Below are 747 nucleotides of genomic sequence, written 5' to 3' on the forward strand. Positions count from 1 at the left end.
TCGGCCTCGGTCGACGACGACGGGCTTGCCGGCGGCAATCCCGCGAGCACGGCGGGCGACATCGCGGTTCCGAACACCGACGGCGACAACAATGAAGCAACGTTCTCGGGCACGCTCGGCGGTAGCGTCGGCGGCGACGGCGCAGGCGCCAACGGCTTCTCGTTCGCCGCCCTAAACGGCACCAGCGGCACGGTCGGCACCGAGACGGTGGCCTACAGCTGGGATGCTGGCACCAACACGCTGACGGCGACCGGCCCGCGCGGCACTCTGTTCACCGTCCATGTGACGGACCCGGCAACCGGCGCCTACACGGTGACGCTGGTCGACAACGTGCTGCATGCGGGCGGCCCCAACGACGAGAACGCGGTCGATCCGACAACCAGCCTGACCTACACCATAACCGATGCCGACAACTCGTCCACGACCGGCACGCTGACCATCACCTTCGACGACGACGCGCCGACGGCTTCGACCGAGGCCCCGCAGAACGTCGCCGAAGGCGGCACGATCACCGGCACGCTGGACTTCGTCGCAGGCGCCGATGGCGCCACGGTGACGCATATCGACGGCACGCTGCTGGTCTTCGGCCAGGACGGCTACTCGCAGGCGATCGACATCGGTGACGGCTTCATCAAGGTCAAGGCCGACGGCAGCTATTCCTTCACCGCCGACAGCTCGGTCGCCGGCACGGGCGCTGCCTCCGCCACCTACACGGTGACCGACGGCGACGGCGACACGGCGACGGCC

Annotated in this window: 1 protein-coding gene; it reads left to right on the top strand. The window is 68.9% G+C overall.

What is annotated here, in order from left to right; translation table 11 throughout:
* Positions 1-747 (top strand): DUF5801 repeats-in-toxin domain-containing protein (locus AU465_RS32970; protein WP_246506631.1); only part of this gene is annotated, 747 nt, incomplete at both ends.

This window comes from Mesorhizobium silamurunense (assembly GCF_014843905.1).
Taxonomy (GTDB): domain Bacteria; phylum Pseudomonadota; class Alphaproteobacteria; order Rhizobiales; family Rhizobiaceae; genus Mesorhizobium; species Mesorhizobium silamurunense.